This window comes from Pseudomonas sp. NGC7, assembly GCF_047159675.1.
GTDB lineage: Bacteria > Pseudomonadota > Gammaproteobacteria > Pseudomonadales > Pseudomonadaceae > Aquipseudomonas > Aquipseudomonas kermanshahensis.
The window spans coordinates 1549217-1571025 of record NZ_BAAFZY010000001.1 but is presented as its reverse complement, the minus strand read 5'-3'; the positions used below and the strand labels follow the sequence as shown (position 1 = coordinate 1571025).

The 21809-nt window shown below is 62.6% G+C and carries 24 protein-coding genes; 9 read left to right on the top strand and 15 right to left on the bottom strand.

The window, feature by feature from the left end:
- The first annotated feature begins 35 nt into the window (after positions 1–35).
- Positions 36–2882, top strand: coding sequence for a valine--tRNA ligase (locus ACMCNM_RS07215; protein ID WP_027595627.1), 2847 nt, complete (start codon positions 36–38; stop codon positions 2880–2882).
- A 163-nt stretch (positions 2883–3045) separates the two neighbouring features.
- Positions 3046–3996 (top strand): 23S rRNA (adenine(1618)-N(6))-methyltransferase RlmF, encoded by a 951-nt coding sequence (rlmF, locus tag ACMCNM_RS07210; protein WP_412764140.1) that lies wholly within the window; start codon positions 3046–3048, stop codon positions 3994–3996.
- A 52-nt stretch (positions 3997–4048) separates the two neighbouring features.
- Here the strand turns inward: rlmF and ACMCNM_RS07205 are convergent, their stop codons facing one another.
- On the bottom strand, positions 4049–4330 hold the full coding sequence (locus ACMCNM_RS07205; RefSeq protein ID WP_003255106.1) for an HU family DNA-binding protein: 282 nt from the start codon (positions 4328–4330) through the stop codon (positions 4049–4051).
- Between the two features lie 394 nt (positions 4331–4724).
- Between ACMCNM_RS07205 and yejK the strand changes: the two genes are divergently transcribed.
- Complete coding sequence (gene yejK / locus ACMCNM_RS07200) at positions 4725–5732, top strand: nucleoid-associated protein YejK (RefSeq protein ID WP_027595625.1); 1008 nt, start codon at positions 4725–4727, stop codon at positions 5730–5732.
- A 25-nt stretch (positions 5733–5757) separates the two neighbouring features.
- On the opposite strand, the gene ACMCNM_RS07195 is transcribed toward yejK, so the two are convergent.
- The 4 genes from ACMCNM_RS07195 to ACMCNM_RS07180 form a co-directional block, all read right to left on the bottom strand.
- Positions 5758–6042 (bottom strand): GIY-YIG nuclease family protein, encoded by a 285-nt coding sequence (locus ACMCNM_RS07195; protein ID WP_085272663.1) that lies wholly within the window; start codon positions 6040–6042, stop codon positions 5758–5760.
- A 17-nt stretch (positions 6043–6059) separates the two neighbouring features.
- Positions 6060–6536, bottom strand: a complete 477-nt coding sequence (locus ACMCNM_RS07190) for a nuclear transport factor 2 family protein (RefSeq protein WP_027595623.1) — start codon at positions 6534–6536, stop codon at positions 6060–6062.
- A 177-nt stretch (positions 6537–6713) separates the two neighbouring features.
- Positions 6714–7994 carry a CynX/NimT family MFS transporter gene (locus tag ACMCNM_RS07185; protein ID WP_412764139.1) on the bottom strand — a complete coding sequence of 427 codons (1281 nt, stop codon included), beginning with the start codon at positions 7992–7994 and terminating at the stop codon, positions 6714–6716.
- 13 nt (positions 7995–8007) lie between these two features.
- Complete coding sequence (locus ACMCNM_RS07180) at positions 8008–8658, bottom strand: FadR/GntR family transcriptional regulator (RefSeq protein ID WP_099428398.1); 651 nt, start codon at positions 8656–8658, stop codon at positions 8008–8010.
- Positions 8659–8796: 138 nt separating this feature from the next.
- Between ACMCNM_RS07180 and ACMCNM_RS07175 the strand changes: the two genes are divergently transcribed.
- The gene (locus ACMCNM_RS07175) at positions 8797–9978 is read left to right on the top strand and encodes an alkaline phosphatase family protein (RefSeq protein ID WP_412764138.1); all 1182 of its coding nucleotides are present in this window, start codon (positions 8797–8799) and stop codon (positions 9976–9978) included.
- Positions 9979–10072: 94 nt separating this feature from the next.
- Here the strand turns inward: ACMCNM_RS07175 and hisC are convergent, their stop codons facing one another.
- From hisC to ACMCNM_RS07125, 10 genes are all read right to left on the bottom strand, one after another.
- Entirely contained in the window at positions 10073–11119 is a 1047-nt protein-coding gene (gene hisC, locus ACMCNM_RS07170; RefSeq protein ID WP_027595619.1) for a histidinol-phosphate transaminase, read from the bottom strand.
- Between the two features lie 2 nt (positions 11120–11121).
- Positions 11122–12447: a histidinol dehydrogenase gene (hisD, locus tag ACMCNM_RS07165; protein ID WP_027595618.1), complete on the bottom strand. Its 1326-nt coding sequence runs from the start codon at positions 12445–12447 to the stop codon at positions 11122–11124.
- 126 nt (positions 12448–12573) lie between these two features.
- Entirely contained in the window at positions 12574–13209 is a 636-nt protein-coding gene (gene hisG, locus ACMCNM_RS07160) for an ATP phosphoribosyltransferase (protein ID WP_027595617.1), read from the bottom strand.
- Positions 13210–13379: 170 nt separating this feature from the next.
- Positions 13380–14645 (bottom strand): UDP-N-acetylglucosamine 1-carboxyvinyltransferase, encoded by a 1266-nt coding sequence (gene murA / locus ACMCNM_RS07155; protein WP_027595616.1) that lies wholly within the window; start codon positions 14643–14645, stop codon positions 13380–13382.
- Between the two features lie 23 nt (positions 14646–14668).
- Positions 14669–14908 carry a BolA family protein gene (locus tag ACMCNM_RS07150; protein WP_003255121.1) on the bottom strand — a complete coding sequence of 80 codons (240 nt, stop codon included), beginning with the start codon at positions 14906–14908 and terminating at the stop codon, positions 14669–14671.
- 119 nt (positions 14909–15027) lie between these two features.
- The gene (locus tag ACMCNM_RS07145) at positions 15028–15330 is read right to left on the bottom strand and encodes a lipid asymmetry maintenance protein MlaB (protein WP_027595615.1); all 303 of its coding nucleotides are present in this window, start codon (positions 15328–15330) and stop codon (positions 15028–15030) included.
- Entirely contained in the window at positions 15327–15974 is a 648-nt protein-coding gene (locus tag ACMCNM_RS07140) for a phospholipid-binding protein MlaC (protein WP_027595614.1), read from the bottom strand. The genes ACMCNM_RS07145 and ACMCNM_RS07140 overlap by 4 nt, the downstream gene beginning before the upstream one ends.
- A 9-nt stretch (positions 15975–15983) precedes the next feature.
- Complete coding sequence (mlaD, locus tag ACMCNM_RS07135) at positions 15984–16469, bottom strand: outer membrane lipid asymmetry maintenance protein MlaD (protein WP_027595613.1); 486 nt, start codon at positions 16467–16469, stop codon at positions 15984–15986.
- Complete coding sequence (gene mlaE / locus ACMCNM_RS07130) at positions 16469–17266, bottom strand: lipid asymmetry maintenance ABC transporter permease subunit MlaE (RefSeq protein WP_027595612.1); 798 nt, start codon at positions 17264–17266, stop codon at positions 16469–16471. The genes mlaD and mlaE overlap by 1 nt, the downstream gene beginning before the upstream one ends.
- The gene (locus ACMCNM_RS07125) at positions 17266–18075 is read right to left on the bottom strand and encodes an ATP-binding cassette domain-containing protein (protein ID WP_099453002.1); all 810 of its coding nucleotides are present in this window, start codon (positions 18073–18075) and stop codon (positions 17266–17268) included. Before ACMCNM_RS07125 ends, mlaE begins: the two co-directional genes overlap by 1 nt.
- Before the next feature lie 246 nt (positions 18076–18321).
- Between ACMCNM_RS07125 and ACMCNM_RS07120 the strand changes: the two genes are divergently transcribed.
- From ACMCNM_RS07120 to lptB, 5 genes are read left to right on the top strand one after another with little or no spacing between them, the layout of a single operon-like run.
- Positions 18322–19296 carry a KpsF/GutQ family sugar-phosphate isomerase gene (locus ACMCNM_RS07120; RefSeq protein WP_027595611.1) on the top strand — a complete coding sequence of 325 codons (975 nt, stop codon included), beginning with the start codon at positions 18322–18324 and terminating at the stop codon, positions 19294–19296.
- Positions 19297–19821, top strand: a complete 525-nt coding sequence (locus ACMCNM_RS07115; protein ID WP_186675632.1) for a KdsC family phosphatase — start codon at positions 19297–19299, stop codon at positions 19819–19821.
- An 8-nt stretch (positions 19822–19829) separates the two neighbouring features.
- Complete coding sequence (gene lptC, locus ACMCNM_RS07110) at positions 19830–20402, top strand: LPS export ABC transporter periplasmic protein LptC (RefSeq protein ID WP_412764137.1); 573 nt, start codon at positions 19830–19832, stop codon at positions 20400–20402.
- Entirely contained in the window at positions 20389–20913 is a 525-nt protein-coding gene (lptA, locus tag ACMCNM_RS07105) for a lipopolysaccharide transport periplasmic protein LptA (protein ID WP_027595608.1), read from the top strand. Before lptC ends, lptA begins: the two co-directional genes overlap by 14 nt.
- The gene (gene lptB, locus ACMCNM_RS07100; protein WP_027595607.1) at positions 20914–21639 is read left to right on the top strand and encodes an LPS export ABC transporter ATP-binding protein; all 726 of its coding nucleotides are present in this window, start codon (positions 20914–20916) and stop codon (positions 21637–21639) included.
- The last annotated feature ends 170 nt before the right edge of the window (positions 21640–21809 follow it).

Sequence of the window (21809 nt, the reverse complement as noted above, 5' to 3'; positions counted from 1 at the left end):
GCTTTCCCGAATAAATGCACAGGGTCCCGCCGCGCATGGATAAGACCTACCAGCCGCACGCCATCGAAACTTCCTGGTACAACACCTGGGAGTCCGAGAACTATTTCGCTCCACAAGGTGCAGGTGAGTCCTACACCATCATGATCCCGCCGCCGAACGTCACCGGCAGCCTGCACATGGGCCATGGGTTCAACAACGCGATCATGGACGCCCTGATCCGTTTCCGCCGCATGCAGGGTCGCGACACCCTGTGGCAGCCGGGCACCGACCACGCCGGTATCGCCACGCAGATGCTGGTCGAGCGCCAACTCGAAGCCAAAGGCCAGAACCGTCATGACCTGGGCCGGGAACAGTTCCTGGAAAAAGTCTGGGAGTGGAAGGACCAGTCCGGCGGCAACATCAGCCGTCAGATCCGTCGCCTGGGCTCGTCGGTCGACTGGAGCCGTGAGCGCTTCACCATGGACGACGGCCTGTCCGAAGCCGTCAAGGAAGCCTTCGTGCGCCTGCACGAAGACGGCCTGATCTACCGCGGCAAGCGCCTGGTCAACTGGGACACCAAGCTGCACACGGCCATCTCCGACCTCGAAGTGGAAAACCACGACGAGAAGGGCCACCTGTGGAACCTGCGCTACCCGTTGGCCGACGGCGCCAAGACCGCCGAAGGCAAGGACTACCTGGTGGTTGCCACCACGCGTCCGGAAACCCTGCTGGGTGACGCTGCCGTCGCGGTCAACCCGAACGACGAGCGCTACCAGGCCCTGATCGGCAAGTTCGTCGAGCTGCCGTTGGTCGGCCGCCGCATCCCGATCATCGCCGACGACTACTGCGACCCGGAATTCGGCACCGGCTGCGTGAAGATCACCCCGGCACACGACTTCAACGACTACGAAGTCGGCAAGCGCCACAACCTGCCGCTGCTGAACATCTTCGACAAGAACGCGATGGTCCTGGCCAATGCCCAGGCCTTCAACCTCGACGGCAGCGTCAACGAGCAGGTCGACACCACCCTGCCCGCCCAGTACGCCACCCTCGACCGCTTTGTCGCGCGTAAGCAGATCGTCGCCGACCTTGATGCCCAGGGCCTGCTGGTCAGCATCGACGACCACGCCTTGAAAGTGCCGAAAGGCGACCGTTCGGGCACTGTCATCGAACCCTGGCTGACCGACCAGTGGTATGTCTCCACCAAGCCGCTGGCAGAGCCTGCCATCGCCGCCGTGGAAGATGGCCGCATCCAGTTCGTGCCCAAGCAGTACGAGAACATGTATTTCTCCTGGATGCGCGACATTCAGGACTGGTGCATCAGCCGCCAGCTGTGGTGGGGCCACCGCATCCCGGCATGGTACGACGAGGCCGGCCAGGTCTATGTCGGCCGTGACGAGGCTGAAGTCCGCGCCAAGCACAACCTGGGCGCCGATGTTGCCCTGCGCCAGGACGACGACGTACTCGACACCTGGTTCAGCTCGGGCCTGTGGACCTTCTCGACACTGGGCTGGCCAGAACAGACCGAGTTCCTCAAGAAGTTCCACTCCACCGATGTGCTGGTCACCGGCTTCGACATCATCTTCTTCTGGGTTGCGCGCATGATCATGCTGACCATGCACCTGATCAAGAACGAGGACGGCACCCCGCAGGTTCCGTTCAAGACCGTGTACGTGCACGGCCTGGTGCGCGATGGCCAGGGCCAGAAGATGTCCAAGTCCAAGGGTAACGTCCTGGACCCGCTGGACATCGTCGACGGCATCACCCTCGACGCCCTGTTGGAAAAACGCACCAGCGGCATGATGCAGCCCAAGCTTGCCGAGAAGATCGCCAAGCAGACCAAGGCCGAGTTCCCGGACGGCATCGCCAGCTACGGCACCGACGCCCTGCGCTTCACGTTCTGCTCGCTGGCCTCGACCGGCCGCGACATCAAGTTCGACATGGGCCGCGTCGAAGGCTACCGCAACTTCTGCAACAAGATCTGGAACGCCGCCCGCTACGTGCTGGACAAGGGCGAGGACTGCGGCCAGAACGGCGAAGCCTACGAGCTGTCGCTGGCCGACCGCTGGATCATCTCGCAACTGCAGCGTACCGAAGCCGAAGTGACCCGCCAGCTGGAGCAGTTCCGCTTCGACCTGGCCAGCCAGGCCCTGTATGAGTTCATCTGGAACCAGTATTGCGACTGGTACCTGGAACTCTCCAAGCCTGTGCTGTGGGACGAGAACGCCCCGGTCGAGCGCGCCCGTGGCACCCGTCGCACCCTGGTGCGCGTGCTGGAAGTGGCCCTGCGCCTGGCGCACCCGTTCATGCCGTTCATCACTGAAGAAATCTGGCAGCGCATCGCGCCGCTGGCTGGCATTCAGGGCAAGACCATCATGCTGCAGCCGTGGCCGGTGGCCAATGAAAGCCGCATTGATGCCGCTGCCGAAGGTGACATCGAGTGGCTCAAGGAGCTGATGGTCGGCCTGCGCAACATCCGCGCCGAAATGAACATCGGCCCGGGCAAGCCGTTGCCTCTGTTCCTGAAAAACGCCAATGCCGACGACCAGCGCCGCCTGCAGGAAAACGAAGCCCTGCTGAAGAAACTGGCCAAGGTCGAGTCGTTCACCGTGCTTGGCGATGCCGACGAAGCGCCACTGTCGGCCACCGCACTGGTGGGTGATCTGCAGGTACTGGTGCCGATGGCCGGCCTGATCGACAAGGACGCCGAACTGGCTCGCCTGAACAAGGAGATCCAGCGTCTGCAGGGTGAAGTCCAGCGCGTGGGCGGCAAGCTGTCCAACGCTGCCTTCGTCGACAAGGCACCGCCTGCGGTGATCGAGAAGGAACGCGCCAAGCTGGCAGAGTCCGAACAGGCCCTGGCCAACTTCACCGAGCAGCATGCGCGGATTGCAGCGCTGTAACAATCTGATAGACCGATGGGGCCGCTGTGCGGCCCTTTCGCGACACAAGGCCGCTCCTACAGAGACGGCGCCGGTTTGAAAGGCGCCGCTATTCTGTAGGAGCGGCCTTGTGTCGCGAAAGGGCTGCACAGCAGCCCCAAGGCCTGCAGCACCGGACCTGACCATGAACCAGAAACCCACCCTGCACCCGCGCAACCGCCACCAGGGTCGCTACGACTTCCCCAGCCTGATCAAGGCCCACCCTGACCTGGCCCGCTTCACCATCACCAACCCGCACGGCAAACCCAGCATCGACTTCGCCAACCCCGAGGCGGTACGGGTGTTCAACCGCGCCTTGCTCAAGGCCCAGTACGGTATCCAGCACTGGGACATCCCCGCCGACTACCTGTGCCCGCCCATCCCCGGTCGCGCCGACTACATCCATGTGCTCGCCGACCTGCTGGGCGAAGACAATGCGGGTGAGATCCCCAAGGGCGCCCAGGTGCGCGCATTGGACATCGGCGTGGGTGCCAACTGCATCTACCCGCTGATCGGCCACAGCGACTACCGCTGGCGCTTCCTGGGGTCGGATATCGACCCTGTGGCGCTGGCGTCGGCCAAGGCCATCGTCCAGGCCAATGGCCTGAGCAAGGCCATTACCCTGCGCCAGCAGGCCAACCGCACGCACATTCTCAGCGGCCTGTTGCAGGCGGACGAGCGCTTCGACCTGACCCTGTGCAACCCGCCCTTCCATGCCTCACGCGATGAAGCCACCCGCGGCAGCCAGCGCAAGTGGAAAAACCTGGGCAAGCAGGACCCCAAGCGCAAACTGCCCGTGCTCAATTTCGGCGGCCAGAACAACGAACTGTGGTGTGAGGGCGGCGAGATCCGCTTCGTGACGCAACTGGTCGGGGAAAGCGCGCAGTACGCCGAAAGCGTGCTGTGGTTCACCAGCCTGGTGTCCAAGGCCAGCAACCTGCCAGGCATCGAGGCTGCGCTGAAAAAAGCGGGCGCCAAGGCCGTGCGCATCATCGAGATGGGCCAAGGGCAGAAGCAGAGCCGCATGGTCGCCTGGAGCTTCCAGGACGACAACGCGCGCCAGGCCTGGCACGCACGGCGTAAAACACAAGGCTGAAAAAAACCGCGCCCGGGCAAGCCCGGGCGCGGTTTCGTCACAGCGTCAACAATTACTTGTTGATGGCGTCGGTCAGCACTTTGGCTGGCACGAACTTGACGACTTTCTTGGCAGCGATTTCGATGGCAGCGCCAGTCGAAGGGTTGCGGCCGGTACGGGCAGGACGCTCGGAGACTTTCAGCTTGCCGATGCCTGGCAGGGTGATTTCAGCGCCGTTTTCCAGTTGGTCAGCAACGATCTGGCCCAGTTGCTCCAGTGCGTTTTTGGCGGTGGCTTTTGGCGCGGCGATCGATTCGGCGATGTCGGCAATCAGTTGGTCTTTGGTCAATGCCATGGTGATGTTCCTTCCCTATCAAATTCAGTAGTTAAGCAGCGAGCTACGACGTTATCGGGCCAGCCCCTGAATTCTGGAGGGCCGCGCCAATCGCGTATGTAGATACGTAAATCGGCGTTTGGTTCGACACGACGCTAGCGTGCTGCCAGCAATGCGCCACGCGAGGGGCGCAAGACCGCGCAAAGCTACCACAGGAATGGATAAATATCCGCTGCGCACTTCGATTTAATGCAGGTTTTTCGGGGGTTTTAGCTTAAAACGCACAAAACTGAACAAAAAACGAACAACCGGCATTTCTGCCAACATCCGGCCACTGCATCACCTTGTCTCTGGGGTAAACTGGACGACTTTTGCAGCGCGGCCGTGCACCGCCCCCAGACTCGCCGAGGACTTCATGCCTATCCGTCATTGTATCGTTCACCTGATCGACAAGAAGCCCGATGGCAGCCCCGCCGTGCTGCACGCACGCGATACCGAACTGGGCGCCTCCGATGCCATCGAAAACCTGCTGGCCGACCTCAACGACAGCTACAACGCCAAGCAAGGCAAGGCGTGGGGCTTCTTCCACGGCGAATCGGGTGCCTACCCGCTCAGTGGCTGGTTGAAGCAGTACCTGGAAGCAGAAAAGGACTTCGCGGCGTTCAGCCGCATCGCCGTCGAACACCTGCAAAAGCTGATGGAAGAGTCCAACCTGTCCACCGGCGGGCACATCCTGTTCGCCCACTACCAGCAAGGCATGACCGATTACCTGGCGATCGCCCTGCTGCACCACAGCGAAGGCGTGGCGGTGAACGCGGACCTCGACGTGACGCCATCGCGCCACCTGGACCTCGGCCAACTGCACCTGGCGGCGCGCATCAACCTGTCCGAGTGGAAGAACAACCAGAATTCCAAGCAGTACATCTCGTTCATCAAGGGCAAGAACGGCAAGAAGGTCTCCGACTACTTCCGTGACTTCATCGGCTGCCAGGAGGGCGTCGACGGCCCAGGTGAAACCCGTACCCTGCTCAAGGCCTTCAGCGACTTCGTCGAAAGCGAAGACTTGCCGGAGGCATCGGCCCGCGAGAAGACCCAGACCCTGGTCGACTACGCCACCACCCAAACCAAGCTGGGCGAGCCGGTGACCCTTGAAGAACTGTCCAGCCTGATCGATGAAGACCGCCCGAAAGCGTTCTACGACCACATCCGCAACAAAGACTACGGCCTGTCGCCGGAGATCCCTGCAGACAAACGCACCCTCAACCAGTTCCGCCGCTTCACTGGCCGTGCCGAGGGGCTGTCGATCAGCTTCGAGGCGCACCTGCTGGGCGACAAGGTGGAGTATGACGAGGTGGCGGGGACCTTGATCATCAAGGGGCTGCCGACGCAGTTGATCGATCAGCTGAAGCGGCGCAAGGACTGATACCGCCTGGGGCGCGTAGCGCGCCCTAGGGGTTGCTGAACGAGGCCACCAGCGCCTCCTTGGCCGATTTACGCAGCCGCTTCACCAGCCGCTCCTGGCGCAGCGCTTCGCCTTTGTCGGGCCACTGCTCGACATACACCAGCGCCTGCGCCGGGCTGGTCTTGAAGTACCGCGCCCCCTGCCCTTTCTGATGCGCCAGAAAGCGCCGCTGCGGGTCATCACTGATCCCGCAATACAGCGACCCATTGGCCGCCCGCACCAGGTAGACATACCAAGGTTTTACTGCCTGATCCGGCACTGCTTCACTCACGACGCCTGCTCTTTCCGTTAGTTGCCTTGGCTGTGCTGAAACGCCCGCAGGCCTTTGAACGCCTGCTGGCGTACCTTGTTCTGAATCAGCGGCGACCAGCCGAGCAGCACCCCGGGCGCCCCCAATGCCTGACGCGACCAGCGCCAAAGGTCGAAGCTGTCGTCATGCTGGCAAATCAAGCCATCGCGAATGACGAAACGTGCCTGGATAGCGTTGACCACAGTACGGCCGGTCTGGCTGAACAGGTAGGTCGCGACCCAGTGCGCACTGCCACCGCGTTCGTCCGCACGGACGTTGTCGAAGGTCAGGGTGAAGTCCTTGGCGCGGGTGGTGAGCATCCGCCACATGTCGCCTGCATCCTTGCCGCGCAGGGTACCGAAGACCGGGTCGCTGAAGACGATATCGTCGCTGTAACAAGCCACCATGGCCTCGGCATCCAGCCGCTGGAAGGCCTGGTAGAAGCGGGTGATCAGGTCGCGGTTGGCGTCGCTCATGGTGCAGGTCCATCCTGGGATCGAAAGGTGCACGATAATCTGCTCGATGCGCTTACGCCAGTGCCGGCCCATTCGCGGGACAAGCCCGCTCCCACAGGAGCCCGCAGCCCTGAAAGCACTCCCATCCTGTGGGAGCGGGCTTGTCCCGCGAATGGCCCGGCACTGGCACAATCAGTCTCAGACTTTTTCGCTGGTCACCTGCACATGCAACGCCCGCCCAGCCCCAAGCCCGAAAACAATGGCACCCAGGCCTAGCACGGCAAAGATCCACCCCAGTGCCGCCCAGCCACCGGTCAGGTCATGCACCAACCCCACCGCAAACGGCCCCATCGACGCCAGTGTGTAACCCACCCCTTGCGCCATGCTCGACAGGTTCGCCGCCACATGGGCGTCTTTGGAGCGCAGCACGATCAACGTCAACGCCAGGGCAAACGTCCCACCCTGCCCCAGGCCCAGCAGCACCGCCCACCCCCACAGCCCGGAAATAGGCGCATACAGACAGCCAAACAGCCCGGCCAGGGTCACCAGCATGACAATCACGATGGCCAAGCGCTGGTCCTTGCCGCGCGTGGCCAGCCAGGGCGCACTGAGCGAGCTGATCAATTGCACGATCACCGAGCCCGACAGCACCAGCCCCGCCTCGGTTGGGCTCAGACCACGACCCATCAGAATCGAAGGCAACCAACCGAAGACGATATAGGCCAGCGACGATTGCAGGCCCATGTACAAGGTCACCTGCCAGGCCAGTGGGTCACGCCACAGGCCACGCACTCGATAGGCAACCTTGTGCAGGCCATGCCCCTGGCGCGCCTGCGGCAGCCAGACCAACATGGCCAACAGTGCCGGCACGGCCCAGAAGCCCAGCCCCAGCGCCCAGTTGCCTTCGTAGTGCTGGGCCAGGGGCACCGTGGCGCCGGCCGCCATGGCCGCCCCCAGGCACAGCGCCATGGTGTAGACCCCGGTCAAGGTGCCGGCATGCTGTGGGAAGTCGCGCTTGACGATGCCCGGCAACAGCACGCCGATAATGCCAATGCTGGCGCCGGCCATGAGGCTGCCCAGGAACACCCCGGCCACCCCAAAGGCACTGCGCACTGCAATACCCAAGGCCAAGGTCAGGAGAATGCCGAGGATCACCCGTTCACTGCCAAAACGCCGCGCCAGCACCGGCGCCAGTGGCGCGAACAGGCCCAGGCACAGCACCGGCAAGGTGGTCAGCAAGCCAGCCTGTGAGGCGCTCAAACCCAGGCCTTCGGACACCAGGCCCAGCACCGGCGCCATGCTCGACAAGGCCGGCCGCAGGTTCAGCGCCACCAGTACCAGGCCCAGCAGCAACAGCCAGGGCCGGCGCAGCAGCACAGGCTGTTGCTGCACCTGCTCGTCATCGGCTTCGGCGTCGATCAGCAGTTCGTCGAGCTCCCGCTCGCCGGGCGGGTTGCTACGGGTCATTGATTCAGCCATGGGCTTCTCGTGGTCAGGATTCGATGAGGGTCCGGCTCAGGCGCTTGGCCCGCTCCGAATCACGTTGCTCGATGGCGTCGAGGATTTCCCCGTGCAGATCGAACGTGGACTGGCAGCGCGGAACAGTGGTCATGTTGTGCTGCAGCGCAGCGGCCACCACGCCGGAAAAGTACCGGTACAACTCACTCAATGCCGGGTTGTGGGCGGCGTCCACCAAGCGCTGGTGAAACACCAGGTCGCAGCTCACATACGCATCGATGTCACCGTGAAAATGCCCGGCGCTGCCCGCAAGGGCTTCACGCAACCCGTGCAGGTCGGCGTCGGTGCGGCGCAGCGCTGCCAGGCCGATGGCCTCGGCTTCGAGGATATGGCGAGTCTCCCGCGCCTGCTCGGGGGTGCAGCGGGACATCGCCTGCACCGCCATCAACGGGTCCTGGGCCGTGCGCAGGTAACTGCCATCGCCCTGCCGTATTTCCACCAGGCCGCTGAACGCCAGCACGCGCATGGCCTCACGCACGGTATTGCGGCTGATGCCCAATTCCTGGGCCAGCTCCGGCTCAGTCGGCAGGCGCTGCCCTACCTGCCAGTCGCCGTTGAGGATGCGCTCGCGCATGCGCTCCACGGCAAGTTCGACCAGGGAACGCTTGGCCAACTCTACGCTCATTACATTCAACCAATCATCCGATGAATTACTGCAGCCTAATGGAAAGCCCTCCGAACAGCAAACCACCTGGTATTTCTGCCAGTTGTGAGCGGCACGCTTTATTGCAACGCTCGCTCTACCGTTCCCGGATGCCCCTTCATGCGATTATCAGCCCTGCTTCTGATGACACTGACGCTGCTGGCAGCCTGCGAGCCGGCGCAGCATGCGCGGCAACCGAAAACCCTGATCATCGGCATCGAAGGCGTGCAACTCGATCGTTACGAAGCCTTGGGCGACGCCAGCAATCTGCAGCAACGCCTGTATTACGGCAGCGCTTACACCGGCGGCATCACTGGCAAGGCCAGCGAACAGCCAACGCTCAGCGGCCCTGGCTGGGTCACCCTGCTCACCGGGGTCTGGAGCAACAAGCATGGCGTTAACTCGAATGCCGAGTCGCTGCGGGTCGCCCCGGCCTTCCCTAGCCTGTTCAAACGGCTGCGCCAGGCGCTGCCCACCGCCTACCTGTCCAGTGTGGTGAACTGGTCGCCGATCAACACCGCGTTCCTGCTCGAGGACGCCCACGGCAACGACGTACGCGAAAGTGGCTTATCCGACGAAAACGTCATCGCGCGGGCGCTGCAGATACTGGAGACCACGCCCGCCGACTTCACCTTCATCCAGTTGGGCGAACCTGATGCAGCCGGCCACAACGGTGGCTTCGACAACCGCTACCAGCAGGCACTGCGAAAGGCCGACAACCAAGTGGGGGAACTGCTGGACGCGGTCGACCTACGCAGCCGCCGCCATCTGCGTGAAGACTGGCTGGTGATTGTCAGCACGGACCATGGCCGCGACTATTGGGGCAAAGGCCATGGCGGCGTCACAGAACAGGAAAAGACCATCTTCATCGCCAGCAATAAACCGCTGAACAAAGAACTGACTCAGCCCAGTATTCCGAAAGAAAACCCAGGGCCAAACAACCTGTACCGTCTGCCTGCGCAGACCTCAGTGGCACCCACCGTCCTGCGCCACATGGGGCTGACACTCGAGCCGCAATGGCTACTCGACGGCACACCCCTGCTGGGTAACACGGGCGCTCGCAAAGCAAGGGCCGATGAAGCCACTGCCCGCCTGCGCTGGCACAGTACTGCCAAGGGCTACGTAACCATCCTCAAGAACGGGCATGTGGTTGCACAAGTACCGGCTGGGGCCGAGCAGTGGACCGACCCGGACGGTATGGATGACGTCAACGACTATGTGCTGCTACTCGATGGCACCCCGGCAGCCGTGCGCAACAGGCCTGCCGGCATGCCGTACAGCATCGAGGAAATCGCCTATTGAGAGCCAGGTTCAGCCCTGAAAGCAAAAACCCCGCCTGGCAATCAGTGCCAGGCGGGGTCAGATCGAAGCAGGCGGCTACGTGAGCCCGCCTTGATCAGTTCAGCGCATCAAGCAACGCCTGGTTCATTTCCGGCGTACCGATGGTAATCCGCAGGAACTGGGCAATCCGCGCCTGCTTGAAGTGCCGCACGATCACGCCTTGCTCACGCAAGCGAGCCGCCAACTCGGCCGCATCCTGCTGCGGGTGACGGGCGAAGATGAAGTTGGCCGCCGAGGGCAGTACCTCGAAGCCTTTGGCCGTCAGTTGCTCGACCAGCACTTCACGGCTGTCGATCACCTTGCGGCAGGTTTCTTCGAAGTAAGCACGGTCTTCGAACGCCACGGCCGCACCGACGATGGCCGCACGGTCCAGCGGGTAGGAGTTGAAGCTGTTCTTGATCCGCTCCAGCGCTTCGATCAGGTCCGGGTGGCCCACTGCCAAGCCAACGCGCAGGCCAGCCAGCGAACGGGACTTGGACAAGGTCTGGGTCACCAGCAGGTTGTCGTAGCGGTCTACCAGGCTGATGGCCGTCTCGCCACCAAAGTCGATGTAGGCCTCATCCACCACCACCACAGAATCCGGGTTGCCCTGCAGCAGCTGCTCGACCGCTTGCAGCGGCATCAGGCAGCCGGTCGGCGCATTCGGGTTGGGGAAGATGATCCCGGCATTCGGCTTTTTGTAGTCCTCGACGCGGATCTGGAACTGCTCGTCCAGCGCTACTTGCTCGTAGGCAATGCCGTACAGGCCGCAGTACACCGGATAGAAGCTGTAGCTGATGTCCGGGAACAGCAGCGGTGCATCGTGCTGGAACAGGCCGTGGAAGATGTGCGCCAGCACCTCGTCCGAGCCGTTGCCGACAAACACCTGCCCCGGGGTGACGCCGTAATACTCGGCCACCGCCTGCTTGAGCCGGTCACCGTTCGGGTCCGGGTACAGGCGCAGGTTGTCGTTCAGCTCGCCGCGCATGGCTTCCAGCGCCTTGGGCGACGGGCCATAGGGGTTCTCGTTGGTGTTGAGCTTGACCAGGCGGGCCAGCTTGGGTTGCTCGCCCGGCACGTAAGGCACGAGGTCCTTGACGAAGGGGCTCCAGAATCGACTCATGCTCAGTTCCCCTTCTCTTGGGTCAGGATACGGTATTCGGCGCTGCGGGCGTGGGCGGTCAGCGACTCGCCACGGGCCAGGACCGAAGCGGTGTGGCCCAGCTCGGACGCGCCCTGCTCGGAGCAGAAGATGATCGACGAACGCTTCTGGAAGTCATACACCCCCAGTGGCGACGAAAAACGCGCGGTGCCGGAGGTTGGCAACACGTGGTTGGGGCCTGCGCAGTAGTCACCCAGTGCTTCACTGGTGTGGCGGCCCATGAAGATCGCACCGGCGTGGCGAATCTGCGGCAACCAGGCCTGCGGGTCGGCGACCGACAGCTCCAAGTGCTCAGGGGCGATGCGGTTGGCCACGTCGATGGCCTGCTGCATGTCACGCACCTGGATCAGCGCGCCGCGGCCATTGACCGATTTCTCGATGATCTCGGCGCGTTCCATGGTCGGCAGCAGCTTATCGATGCTGGCGGCAACGCGGTCGAGAAACTCAGCGTCCGGGCTGACCAGGATGGCCTGGGCGTCTTCGTCGTGCTCGGCCTGGGAGAACAGGTCCATGGCGATCCAGTCCGGGTCGGTCTGGCCGTCACACACCACGAGAATTTCCGACGGGCCGGCGATCATGTCGATGCCAACCTGGCCGAACACGTGGCGCTTGGCGGTGGCGACATAGATGTTGCCCGGGCCGACGATCTTGTCCACCTGCGGCACACTCTCGGTGCCATAGGCCAGCGCGGCGACGGCCTGTGCGCCACCCACGGTGAACACACGGTCGACACCGGCGATGCAGGCAGCGGCCAGCACCAGTTCGTTGACCTCGCCACGCGGGGTCGGCACCACCATGACCACTTCGGTCACGCCCGCGACCTTGGCCGGAATGGCGTTCATCAGTACCGAGGACGGGTACGACGCCTTGCCACCCGGTACGTACAGGCCAGCGCGGTCCAACGGCGTGACCTTCTGGCCCAGCACGGTGCCGTCGGCTTCGGTGTACTGCCAGGAATCCTGCTTTTGCCGCTCGTGGTAGATGCGCACGCGCTCGGCGGCCTTTTCCAGGGCTGCACGCTGGGTGTCGGTAATGCGCGTCAGGGCAAGCTCAAGGCGTTCACGGCCAAGAATCAGGTCATCGATGGACTTAGCATCGACACCATCGAAGCGCTGGGTGAACTCCACCAGCGCCGCATCGCCGCGTTCGCGAACGGCCTTGATGATGTCGAGCACGCGCTGGTTGACCGCGTCATCGGACACACTTTCCCAGCTCAGCAGATGATCCAGATGTCGGGCGAAATCCGGATCAGCGGCGTTGAGACGGGCAATTGCAGTGGACACGGTCATGGCGAGGGCCTCGATTATTAGCGAATGCTCAGGCGCCCTAGGCTACCAGTCCATCCGCGCGGGCACCCGAGAAAAGTGGCTATGACGCGGATAGACGGGCGCGACAGCGGAGGTCGCGCGCAGGAGTCAGCCGCGGTGTCGCGATTCGACGGCCTTGCGCAGGGTGTCGATCAGGCTCTGGATACGGGCATGCTGCATCTTCATCGATGCTTTGTTGACCACCAGGCGGGAGCTGATCGTGGCGATCATTTCCTGGGGTTCCAGGCCATTGGCGCGCAGGGTGTTGCCAGTGTCGACCACGTCGATGATCTTGTCGGCGAGGTTGATCAGGGGGGCCAGCTCCATCGAGCCATACAGCTTGATGATGTCGACCTGACGGCCCTGCTCGGCGTAATACCGCTTGGCGACGTTGACGAACTTGGTGGCCACGCGCAGACGGCCCTTGGGCTCAGGTGCGCCGACCACGCCAGCGGTCATCAGCTTGCAGCGGGCGATCTGCAGGTCCAGCGGCTCGTACAGGCCCTGGCCGCCGTACTCCATCAGCACGTCCTTGCCAGCCACACCGAGGTCGGCGGCGCCATGCTCGACGTAGGTCGGCACGTCAGTGGCACGCACGATCAGCAGGCGCACGTCGTCCTGCGTGGTGGGGATGATCAGTTTACGGCTCTTGTCCGGGTTCTCGGTCGGCACGATACCGGCCTCGGCCAGCAATGGCAGGGTATCGTCGAGAATTCGGCCTTTGGATAGCGCGATGGTCAACATGGGAAACGTCGGTCCTTAAGCGGCTACTGCCGGCCGGGCCTAGGCCCGACCTCATTCAATTCGTGTGTGGAAGCGGGCTAGCCCCGCGAACAGCGGCAACGCTGGTGCCATACACCGCAGTGCCTCCTTCGCGGGACAAGCCCGCCCCCACATCGTGCGCCTGCGGGCTGTTAACCCGGTACGCGGCGGATCTTGGCGCCCAGCATCTGCAGTTTTTCCTCGATGCACTCGTAACCACGGTCGATGTGGTAGATGCGATCGATCAGCGTATCGCCTTCGGCCACCAGCGCCGACAGTACCAGGCTGGCGGAAGCACGCAGGTCGGTGGCCATGACTGGCGCGCCCTTCAGCGTCTTGACGCCGGTGACGATGGCGGTGTTGCCTTCGACCTGGATCTGCGCGCCCATGCGGTGCATTTCGTAGACGTGCATGAAGCGGTTTTCGAAGATCGTCTCGATCACCGCGCCAGTGCCTTCGGCGATGGCGTTGAGCGAGATGAACTGCGCCTGCATGTCGGTCGGGAACGCTGGGTACGGCGCGGTACGCAGGTTGACAGCCTTGGGCCGCTTGCCGTGCATGTCCAGCTCGATCCAGTCTTCACCAGTGGTGATGTCGGCGCCCGCTTCCTTGAGTTTTTCCAGTACGGCCTCAAGGATGGTCGGATCGGTGTCCTTGACCTTGACGCGGCCGCCGGTGACGGCTGCGGCGACCAGGTAGGTACCGGTTTCGATACGGTCGGGCATGACGCGGTAAGTGGCCGAGTGCAGGCGCTCGACGCCTTCGATGGTGATGGTGTCGGTGCCAGCGCCCTGAACATTGCCGCCCATGGCGTTGATGAAGTTGGCCAGGTCGACCACTTCAGGTTCACGGGCAGCGTTTTGCAGCACGCTGCGGCCTTTGGCCAGTGCAGCGGCCATCATGATGTTCTCGGTACCGGTCACGCTGACGGTGTCGAAGAAGAAGTGCGCACCGCGCAGGCCACCCTCAGGTGCCTTGGCCTTGATGTAGCCGGCTTCGACTTCGATCTTCGCGCCCATGGCTTCAAGGCCACGGATGTGCAGGTCGACAGGGCGCGAACCGATGGCGCAACCGCCAGGCAGGGCTACTTCAGCCTCGCCGAAACGCGCAACCATCGGGCCCAGCACCAGGATCGAGGCGCGCATGGTCTTGACCAGCTCGTACGGCGCGACCAGCGTCTTGATGGTGCGTGGGTCGATTTCCACGGCCAGCTTTTCGTCGATCACAGGCTCGATGCCCATGCGCCCGAACAGCTCGATCATGGTGGTGATGTCGTGCAGGTGCGGCAGGTTGGCCACGGTGACCGGGCCGTCAGCCAGCAGGGTCGCCGCCAGAATCGGCAATGCCGCGTTCTTCGCGCCCGAAATGCGGATCTCGCCGTCAAGGCGAGCGCCGCCAGTAATAATCAGTTTGTCCATTGGAGTCTCGCCGCCAAGTTGGCTCAGGTGCGCTCAGCCCAGGCTGCGCTGCTGAAAAATTTCATGGTTACCGCATGGATGCTGCCATTGGCGATCCAGGGATTAAGGTGAGCATAGATCGCCTGCTGACGCTTGACCGGGCTCAGGCCAGCCAACTCGTCGCTGATCACGTTCAACTGGAAGTTGCAGCCTTCGCCTTCAACTTCGACCCGGGATCCCGGCAATTTTTCTTCAAGGAAGCTTTTAACTTCTACGGCCTGCATGCTCAACCTCAATCGGCGCCCGATGCGCACGGGTCGGCCATCATACAAAAAAGCCCCTCGCCTGCGAAGCCCACTGAGGGCGTGCGCTGACCGAGGGGCCATCCTTCAGTGCATAGCCATCAAGTGGCCAGCACTTCATCGAGGTCATAAACCCCGGCAATTTCCCGCATGTCGTCGGGCATACCGCGTACTTCGAAGGCCTTGCCGGCCGCCTGGGCATCGCGGATAAACGCCAGCAGCAGCGACAGGCCGACGCTGGACGATTTCGCCACGGCCGAGCAATCCAGCACCATGTGCGGCTCGCGCGAGGCGTCGATCAATGCCTTGCCTTGCTTGCGCAAGGCCGGGCCGCTGCGATAGTCCAGCACGCCGGTCAAACGCAGTACGCCCGGCTCGGCCATGCTTACGCCAGCCTCACTCATTGCACTGCCTTCTCGGGCGACTTATCGGCGGTTTCCTTGGCCTTGGCCACTTCACCGGCCCAACCGTCGATGGTCTTGTCCAGGTTGTTGCCGTTGCGCTGCATGGCATCGGCGAACTGATCGCGGAACAGCTTGCCGATGTTGATGCCGTTGACGATGACGTTACGCACCTTCCACTCGCCGGCAATGTTTTCCAGGGTGTACTGCACCGGGTACACGGCGCCGTTGTTGCCGGTCACCTTCATGCCGACGCTGGCACGCTTGCCGTCATCAGCCTTGGCCGGGTCAACGACGATACCCTGGTTGTTGTATTCCAGCAGGGCGTTGCCATAGAACTGCATCAGGCTGCGCTTGAAGTTTTCCTGGAAGCGCTGCATCTGCTCAGGCGTGGCCTTGCGCGAATACTTCACCGTCATGATGCTGCGGGAAATGCCGTCAGCGTCCACCACCGGGCCCAGGATGCGGTTGAGCGCATCGTAGAAGGCGTTGGGGTTGGACTTGTACTGCTCCTTGTTGGCCTTGAGGTCGCCAAGCAATTCGTTGGTCGTGCCTTGCACCACATCGTGAGGCGTCTGCGCCGCCACGGTCAGCAAAGGGAAGGCCGCCAGCAGGACCAGCAGGCCACGTCGCAGGATCGAAATCATGGAAACTCCTTAATTAGCCGGTTGCGCTTCTTTCGGTTCCTTGCCAACGGAGTTGAGCAGGAACTTGCCAATCAGATCTTCCAGCACCAGTGCCGACTGGGTGTCGTGGATGGTCGCGCCATCCTTGAGCACGTCGTCTTCGCCGCCCACGCTGATGCCGATGTACTTCTCGCCCAGCAACCCGGCGGTCAGGATCGAAGCAGTGGAGTCTGTCGGCAGGTTGTCGACGGTCTTGTCCAGCTGCAACGTCACCCGACCGGTGTAGGAATCACGGTCCAGATCGATGGCGGTGACCTTGCCGATCGTCACACCGGCCATGGTCACTTTAGCTCTGACCGTCAAACCGGCGATATTGTCGAAGTACGCATAAACTTTATAGGTATCGCTGCTCGGGCTGGCCGACAGCCCGCTGACTCGCAAGGCCAGCAGCAGCAGCGCCAGGATCCCGGCCAGGAGGAACAGGCCGACACCGATTTCCAGGGTGCGGTTTTGCATCAGAAATCTCCAAACATCAAGGCGGTCAGAATAAAGTCCAGACCCAGGACAGCCAACGAGGCATAGACCACGGTCTTGGTGGTGGCACGGCTGATCCCTTCTGAGGTGGGCTCACAGTCGTACCCCTGGAATACGGCGATCCAGGTGGTGACGAAGGCGAACACCAGGCTCTTGATCAAGCCGTTCAGCACGTCGTCGGTGAAGGAAACACTGTTCTGCATGTTGGCCCAGAACGAGCCCTCGTAGACGCCCAGCCAATCCACGGCGACCCACGACCCACCCCAGATGCCGACCACGCTGAAAATCAGCGCCAGCAGCGGCAGCGAGATAAAGCCGGCCCACAGGCGTGGCGCAACGATGTACTTGAGCGGGTCGACGCCGATCATTTCCAGGCTCGACAGCTGCTCGGTGGACTTCATGTTGCCAATCTCGGCGGTCAGCGCAGACCCTGCGCGGCCGGCGAACAACAGTGCGGTCACCACCGGCCCAAGCTCACGCAACAGGGTCAGGGCCACCATCTGCCCGACCGCCTGTTCAGAGCCGTACTTGGTCAGGATGCTGTAGCCCTGCAGCGCCAGCACCATGCCGATGAACACACCAGACACAACGATGATCGCCAGCGACAGCACGCCCACCGAGTACAGCTGCTTGGTCAGCAGCTGGAAGCCACCGCCAATACCGCCACGCCCGATCAGCGCATGAAACAGAAACAGACAGGAACGCCCGAGCACGGCCAGCACGTCGATCGCCGAGCGACCGAACAGGCGAACACGTTCGAGTAAGGATTTTCTGCGCATCAACGCGCCCCCAGCAGGTCGGCGCGGTAATCAGGCGCGGGAAAGTGGAAGGGTACCGGGCCATCCGGGTCGCCTTTCATGAACTGGCGAATACGCGGGTTGTCCGAGCCCATCAGCTCGTCAGGCGTGCCCTGCCCCAGCACCTGGCCATCCCCTACCACGTAGATGTAGTCGGCAATGCTGGCGGTTTCGGCCAGGTCGTGGGAAACCACGATGCTGGTGATGCCCAAGGCATCGTTGAGCAGGCGGATCAGGCGCACCAGTACCCCCATGGCGATCGGGTCCTGGCCGACGAACGGTTCGTCGTACATGAGGATCTGCGGGTCCAGGGCGATTGCACGCGCCAGCGCCACCCGGCGCTTCATGCCACCGGACAGTTCGTCAGGCATCAGGTCGATGGCACCGCGCAGGCCGACAGCCTGCAGTTTCATCAACACGATGTCGCGAATCATCTCTTCCGACAGCTGGGTGTGCACGCGTAGCGGGAAGGCCACGTTCTCGAACACATCGAGGTCAGTGAACAGCGCGCCGCTCTGGAACAGCACGCCCATCTGCTTGCGCGCGTCGAACAGGTCGCTGCGCGACAGCGTCGGCAGGTTCTGCCCGGCAACCCATACCTCGCCGCTGGACGGACGCAGTTGCGCACCCATCAGGCGTAGCAATGTGGTCTTGCCGCAACCCGATGGCCCCATGATGCCGGTGACCTTGCCGCGCGGGATGCGTATGTCGACATTGCTGAAAATGCTGCGCGAACCGCGCTTGAAGGTAAGCCCCTTCAACTCGACCGCGTAGGCGCTATCCACACTCATCTAGACTCCTTGCTAGTGCAGCCTCGTCCTAGTGGACGCTTGCCCTCATCGTGAAGGCACACGTGCCCCTGACAGGCCGAATAGCGGCGAACTATAGCACCGCTGACAGGGCGGCCCCAAGGCCATGGAACGTGTCGTTCAGCACAACGACAGACTTCCATGGCATTTGCCGGGCAATCGAAAGGATGAGGCTTTCTTCCATTGCGGCTATAATCGCCGCCTTTTCATCAGGCATTGTTTGACGACATGAGCCAATCCAGTGAGCTGATCCAGTCCGCCCTGCGCACCTTGCGCCTCGAAGTCGAGGCCGTGGAAAGCCTGGCGCCGCGTATCGACGCCAACTTCGTCAAGGCCTGCGAGCTGATTCTGGCCAGCAAGGGCCGGGTCGTGGTGGTCGGCATGGGCAAGTCGGGGCATATCGGCAACAAGATCGCCGCCACCCTGGCCAGCACCGGCACGCCTGCGTTCTTCGTGCACCCGGCCGAAGCCAGCCATGGCGACATGGGCATGATCACCCGGGACGATGTCATCCTGGCCCTGTCCAATTCCGGCAGCACCGCAGAAATCATCACCTTGCTGCCGCTGATCAAGCGTCTCGGCATCCAGCTGATCAGCCTGACCGGCAATGCCGATTCGCCCCTGGCCCAGGCTGCCGAGGTCAACCTCGACGCCCGCGTCACCCAGGAGGCCTGCCCACTGAACCTGGCCCCCACCTCTTCGACCACCGCAGCGCTGGTGCTGGGCGACGCCCTGGCCATCGCCCTGCTCGAAGCCCGTGGCTTCACTGCCGAAGACTTCGCCTTTTCGCACCCCGGTGGCGCCCTTGGCCGCCGCCTGCTGCTCAAGGTCGAGAACGTGATGCACGCAGGCGCCGAACTGCCCCAGGTGGCACGCGGCACCCTGCTCAAGGACGCGCTGCTGGAAATGTCGCGTAAAGGCCTGGGCATGACCGTGATCCTCGAACCGGACGGCAAACTGGCCGGGATCTTCACCGACGGCGACCTGCGCCGCAGCCTGGACCGCAATATCGACATGCACACCACCTTGATCGACCAGGTGATGACCGTGCATGGCAAGACCGCCCGCGCCGAAATGCTGGCCGCCGAGGCCCTGAAAATCATGGAAGACCACAAGATCAACGCGCTGGTGGTGGTCGACCAGGACGACCGCCCGACCGGCGCCCTGAACATGCACGACCTGTTGCGCGCCGGAGTAATGTAAATGACCCAGGATTTGATTCAACGTGGCCAGGCCATCAAGCTTGCCGTGTTCGACGTTGACGGCGTGCTCACCGACGGCCGCCTGTACTTCCTCGAAGACGGCAGCGAGTTCAAGACCTTCAACACCCTCGACGGCCAGGGCATCAAGATGCTCATGGCATCGGGCGTGACCACGGCAATCATCAGCGGGCGCAAAACCCCGGTGGTCGAGCGCCGTGCGAAAAACCTCGGCATCCCGCACCTGTACCAGGGCCGCGAGGACAAATTGGTGGTACTCGACGGCTTGCTCGCCGAACTCGGCCTAAGCTATGAACAAGTCGCCTACCTGGGCGACGACCTGCCTGACCTGCCGGTGATCCGCCGGGTCGGCCTGGGCATGGCGGTGTCTAACGCCGCCCCCTTCGTTCGCCAACATGCGCACGGGGTGACCCAGGCCCGCGGCGGTGAAGGCGCGGCGCGTGAATTTTGTGAACTGATCATGCAGGCCCAGGGCACCCTGGACGCTGCCAACGCACATTACCTTTAAGGCTGCTCATGTTCAGCAAGAAAGCCCGCAATATTGTGCTGCTCGTGGCCATCGGCGCCCTGCTGGCGGCGATCGGCTACTGGAATGTCAGCCCCGAGAGCTTCCTCGACCAGCCCACGGCCCAGGTCGACGAGAGCGCCATCGACTACTACGCGATCAATGCCCACAGCGTGCAGTTCCTGCCCGACGGCAAGTTGCAGTATGAAATGACCGCCGACAAGGTCGAACACCTGACGGCCACCGAGGTCACACTGGTGACCACGCCAGACCTGCACATGTACCGCGGCACCGAGTATCCGTGGCACGTGCAAAGCGTGCGTGCCGAGGTCAACCCGGACGGCACCGAGGTCGAGCTGATCGACCAGGTGCGCATTGCCCGCACCGACGAAAAGAAGCGTGAAACGATTATCACCAGCTCACGCATGACCGTATTCCCGCAGAAGCAATATGCGCAGACCGAGCAAGCCGTTAGAATCGACGGCGCCGGTGGCACGACCACGGGCAATGGAATGAAAGCGTATTTGAAAGAAGGCAGGATGGACCTGCTCTCTAACGTAAGAGGACAGTATGAGGCTCGTTAAAACCCTCCCCCTTTTGCTCAGCCTGAGCGCAGCACTGGGAAGCGCGAGCGCCTTCGCACTGCCGACCGACCGTGACCAGCCTATCCGCATCCAGGCCGACAACGCGCACCTGGACGACAAGCAAGGCGTGGCCACCTATACCGGTGACGTCATCATCACCCAAGGTTCGATGATGATCAAAGGCAACACCGTGACCATGACCCGCGCCGCCAATGGCGACATCGACGTGGTCACCTCGGTGGGCAACCTGGCCTACTTCGAACAGCAGCAGAGCACCGCCAAGCCGGACAAGATGAAAGGCTGGGCCGTGACCATTCAGTACCAGGCGCAGAAAGACACGGTGATCCTCACCGACCGCGCCAAGGTCGAGAATGAAGGCAACACCACTGAAGGCGAGAAGATCGTCTACAACACCAAGACCCAGGTTGCGACCGCCGGTCGTGGTGGCAACGTGACTCAACCACGTCAGCGCATCGACATGGTGATCCAGCCGAAGAAGAAGGCCGAGTAAATGGCAACCCTCAAAGCCCAGCACCTGGCCAAGAGCTACAAGGGTCGGCAAGTCGTGCGCGACGTCAGCCTGTCGATCGACAGCGGCCAGATCGTCGGCCTGCTCGGCCCCAACGGCGCCGGCAAGACCACCTGCTTCTACATGATCGTCGGCCTGGTCCAGGCTGAGCAAGGGCGCGTGCTGATCGACAACCTCGATGTCAGCCACCAGCCCATGCACGGTCGCGCGCGTGCCGGCATCGGCTACCTGCCGCAGGAAGCTTCCATTTTCCGCAAGCTGTCGGTGGCCGACAACATCATGGCGATCCTCGAGACCCGCAAGGAGCTCGACCGCGACGGCCGCCGCAAGGAGCTGGAAAGCCTGCTGCAGGAGTTCCACATCAGCCACATTCGCGACAACCTCGGCATGAGCCTCTCGGGTGGCGAACGCCGCCGTGTCGAGATCGCACGCGCCCTGGCGACCGCACCGAAGTTCATCCTGCTCGACGAACCCTTCGCGGGCGTCGACCCGATTTCCGTCGGTGACATCAAGCAGATCATCCATCACCTCAAGGCCAAGGGGATCGGCGTACTGATTACCGACCACAACGTGCGTGAGACCTTGGATATCTGCGAAACCGCCTATATCGTCAATGATGGCCGACTGATCGCCGAAGGCGACGCCGAGACCATCCTGGCCAACGAACTGGTCAAAGAGGTTTACCTGGGTCACGAGTTCCGGCTCTGACCCCGGGACGCACCTGGAGCACTGGCAAATCGACCCTGTCGGGGTTTAAGTTGTTACGGTGCTCTAGGCAAACGCTACAATTTAAGGCATAAAACTTGCTTGAATTTGGCGCTCCGGCGCCCTCGTGTAGTGGATGGCGCATGCGCGCCGGCGAACAAGGTATTAAGCCC

Excerpts from the sequence above, each read along its gene's own strand:
- ACMCNM_RS07215 (WP_027595627.1), top strand. The coding sequence starts at position 36 with ATGGATAAGACCTACCAGCCGCACGCCATCGAAACTTCCTGGTACAAC.
- rlmF (WP_412764140.1), top strand. The coding sequence starts at position 3,046 with ATGAACCAGAAACCCACCCTGCACCCGCGCAACCGCCACCAGGGTCGC.
- ACMCNM_RS07205 (WP_003255106.1), bottom strand. The coding sequence starts at position 4,330 with ATGGCATTGACCAAAGACCAACTGATTGCCGACATCGCCGAATCGATC.
- yejK (WP_027595625.1), top strand. The coding sequence starts at position 4,725 with ATGCCTATCCGTCATTGTATCGTTCACCTGATCGACAAGAAGCCCGAT.
- ACMCNM_RS07190 (WP_027595623.1), bottom strand. The coding sequence starts at position 6,536 with ATGAGCGACGCCAACCGCGACCTGATCACCCGCTTCTACCAGGCCTTC.
- ACMCNM_RS07185 (WP_412764139.1), bottom strand. The coding sequence starts at position 7,994 with ATGGCTGAATCAATGACCCGTAGCAACCCGCCCGGCGAGCGGGAGCTC.
- ACMCNM_RS07180 (WP_099428398.1), bottom strand. The coding sequence starts at position 8,658 with ATGAGCGTAGAGTTGGCCAAGCGTTCCCTGGTCGAACTTGCCGTGGAG.
- ACMCNM_RS07175 (WP_412764138.1), top strand. The coding sequence starts at position 8,797 with ATGCGATTATCAGCCCTGCTTCTGATGACACTGACGCTGCTGGCAGCC.
- hisC (WP_027595619.1), bottom strand. The coding sequence starts at position 11,119 with ATGAGTCGATTCTGGAGCCCCTTCGTCAAGGACCTCGTGCCTTACGTG.
- hisD (WP_027595618.1), bottom strand. The coding sequence starts at position 12,447 with ATGACCGTGTCCACTGCAATTGCCCGTCTCAACGCCGCTGATCCGGAT.
- hisG (WP_027595617.1), bottom strand. The coding sequence starts at position 13,209 with ATGTTGACCATCGCGCTATCCAAAGGCCGAATTCTCGACGATACCCTG.
- murA (WP_027595616.1), bottom strand. The coding sequence starts at position 14,645 with ATGGACAAACTGATTATTACTGGCGGCGCTCGCCTTGACGGCGAGATC.
- ACMCNM_RS07150 (WP_003255121.1), bottom strand. The coding sequence starts at position 14,908 with ATGCAGGCCGTAGAAGTTAAAAGCTTCCTTGAAGAAAAATTGCCGGGA.
- ACMCNM_RS07145 (WP_027595615.1), bottom strand. The coding sequence starts at position 15,330 with ATGAGTGAGGCTGGCGTAAGCATGGCCGAGCCGGGCGTACTGCGTTTG.
- ACMCNM_RS07140 (WP_027595614.1), bottom strand. The coding sequence starts at position 15,974 with ATGATTTCGATCCTGCGACGTGGCCTGCTGGTCCTGCTGGCGGCCTTC.
- mlaD (WP_027595613.1), bottom strand. The coding sequence starts at position 16,469 with ATGCAAAACCGCACCCTGGAAATCGGTGTCGGCCTGTTCCTCCTGGCC.
- mlaE (WP_027595612.1), bottom strand. The coding sequence starts at position 17,266 with ATGCGCAGAAAATCCTTACTCGAACGTGTTCGCCTGTTCGGTCGCTCG.
- ACMCNM_RS07125 (WP_099453002.1), bottom strand. The coding sequence starts at position 18,075 with ATGAGTGTGGATAGCGCCTACGCGGTCGAGTTGAAGGGGCTTACCTTC.
- ACMCNM_RS07120 (WP_027595611.1), top strand. The coding sequence starts at position 18,322 with ATGAGCCAATCCAGTGAGCTGATCCAGTCCGCCCTGCGCACCTTGCGC.
- ACMCNM_RS07115 (WP_186675632.1), top strand. The coding sequence starts at position 19,297 with ATGACCCAGGATTTGATTCAACGTGGCCAGGCCATCAAGCTTGCCGTG.
- lptC (WP_412764137.1), top strand. The coding sequence starts at position 19,830 with ATGTTCAGCAAGAAAGCCCGCAATATTGTGCTGCTCGTGGCCATCGGC.
- lptA (WP_027595608.1), top strand. The coding sequence starts at position 20,389 with ATGAGGCTCGTTAAAACCCTCCCCCTTTTGCTCAGCCTGAGCGCAGCA.
- lptB (WP_027595607.1), top strand. The coding sequence starts at position 20,914 with ATGGCAACCCTCAAAGCCCAGCACCTGGCCAAGAGCTACAAGGGTCGG.